The sequence below is a fragment of the Martelella sp. UBA3392 genome, assembly GCF_002358775.1.
GTDB classification, from domain to species: Bacteria; Pseudomonadota; Alphaproteobacteria; order Rhizobiales; family Rhizobiaceae; genus Martelella; species Martelella mediterranea.
This window is the reverse complement of the sequence record NZ_DEPM01000220.1, coordinates 1-1861: the sequence shown is the minus strand read 5'-3', so window position 1 is coordinate 1861 and position 1861 is coordinate 1. Positions and strand designations below refer to the sequence as shown.

Here is a 1861-nt window from a genome sequence, read left to right as displayed (position 1 = left end):
GCGCGAAACGCTCACCGGCCTCACCGAAATCGCCGACGTCCTGCTGCTGACCGCCATGCCGCCGCGCCACCGCGAGGCCCGCCGACGCCTGCTGTCCCGTTTCGGATTCAGCTTTCCGCTGATCGCATCGGAGGAGCCGAAGGGCGCGGTGCTGAGCGCGCTTTGCAGCAAGGACCCGCCGGCTCTGATCTTCGTGGACGACATGCTCTACAATTGCCGCTCGGTTGCCGAATCCCTGCCCGACGCGCTGACGATCAATCTGCTGATCAATGATGATTACCGCGCGATGGCGCCGAAGACCGAGGCCCCGTCCGTGGTCGCGACCGGTTGGGACCATGCCGACCGGCTGATCCGCCGCCACATTGCTGAAAACGGTTGATCGCCATCGCGACGCTGCTTGCCTTGCGGCGGTCACGGCGGTAATTTCGGCTGTTCAACCTTTGTTCTGATGGTCATGGCCGAGACGACGCCCACTCCGGAAGCCTTGTGCCGCGATTGCCTGAAGGCGACCGTAGGCGATGTCCGCCGTTGCCGCCACTGCGGCAGTCCCCGACTGTTGCGCCACAGCGAACTGCACGCCCTCTCCATAGCCCATATCGATTGCGACGCATTCTACGCCGCGATTGAAAAGCGCGACAATCCCGAGCTTGCCGACAAGCCGCTGATCATCGGCGGGGGCAAGCGCGGCGTGGTCTCCACCGCCTGCTACATCGCCCGAATCAGCGGCGTGAAATCGGCGATGCCGATGTTCAAGGCGCTGGAGGCCTGTCCGGATGCGGTGGTGATCCGCCCCAACATGGAGAAATACGTCGCCGTCGGCCGCCAGTTGCGGGCGATGATGCTGGAGCTGACGCCGATGGTGGAGCCGCTCTCGATCGACGAGGCCTTTCTCGACCTTTCCGGCACCGAGAAACTGCACCGGGCAAGCCCCGCCGTCACGCTCGCACGGTTTGCCAAGCGCGTTGAGGCGGAACTCGGCATCACCATTTCCATCGGTCTGTCCTATTGCAAGTTCCTCGCCAAGATCGCGTCCGATCTCAACAAGCCGCGCGGCTTTTCGGTGATCGGCGAGGCGGAAGCCAAGAGCTTCCTCGCCGACAAGCCGGTCGGGATGATCTGGGGCGTGGGCAAGGCGTTCACCGAGACGCTGAAGCGCGACGGTATCACCACGATCGGCCAGTTCCAGATCATGGAAAAGAACGAGTTGCTGCGCCGCTACGGGGTGATCGGTCCGCGGCTCTATCACCTCGCCCGCGGCGAGGATACGCGCAGCGTGAAGCCGGAACGGGGAACCAAGAGCATCTCCAACGAGACTACGTTCAACACCGACATCTCCGATCTCGAGGAACTGAGCGCCATCCTCCGGCGGCTCAGCGAGAAGACCGCCCGCCGCGCCAAGGCCGCCGGTTTCGCTGGACACACGGTAGTGCTAAAGCTGAAGACCGCCGACTTCAAGATCCGCACCCGCAACCGCCATCTCACCGCGCCGACCCAGCTTGCCGACCGCATCTTCTCCAACGGACTTTCACTGCTGAAGAACGAGACCGACGGCACGAAATACCGCCTGATCGGCATCGGCATTTCCGACCTCTGCGACCCCGCCACAGCCGACCCGCCGGACCTCGTCGACCCCGGCGCCGCCAAACGCGCCGCAGCCGAAGGCGCGATCGACCGCCTGCGCGGTAAGTATGGTCTGGCGGCGGTGGAGACGGGCTATACGTTTCGGCCGGACCGGGGGAAGCCCGGCGGGCATGAATGAGGTTAGTTCAGTGGAGCGTTTGAGCCGGTCTGGACTTGCAGTACATTCCCGACCAGCCGCCAAGCGACGGCCCCTCAGCCATAATCTCCCCCCTTGAGGGGG

The 1861-nt window shown here is 64.3% G+C and carries 1 protein-coding gene and 1 pseudogene; both read left to right on the top strand.

The window, feature by feature from the left end:
• Positions 1–379 (top strand): annotated as a pseudogene (locus B4E36_RS17795) (hypothetical protein); the annotation flags it as partial.
• A 69-nt stretch (positions 380–448) separates the two neighbouring features.
• Entirely contained in the window at positions 449–1759 is a 1311-nt protein-coding gene (locus B4E36_RS17790; protein WP_292054642.1) for a DNA polymerase IV, read from the top strand.
• The last annotated feature ends 102 nt before the right edge of the window (positions 1760–1861 follow it).

Bases quoted from the DNA above. Each gene is read 5' to 3' on its own strand.
- B4E36_RS17790 (WP_292054642.1), top strand. From the start codon at position 449: ATGGTCATGGCCGAGACGACGCCCACTCCGGAAGCCTTGTGCCGCGAT.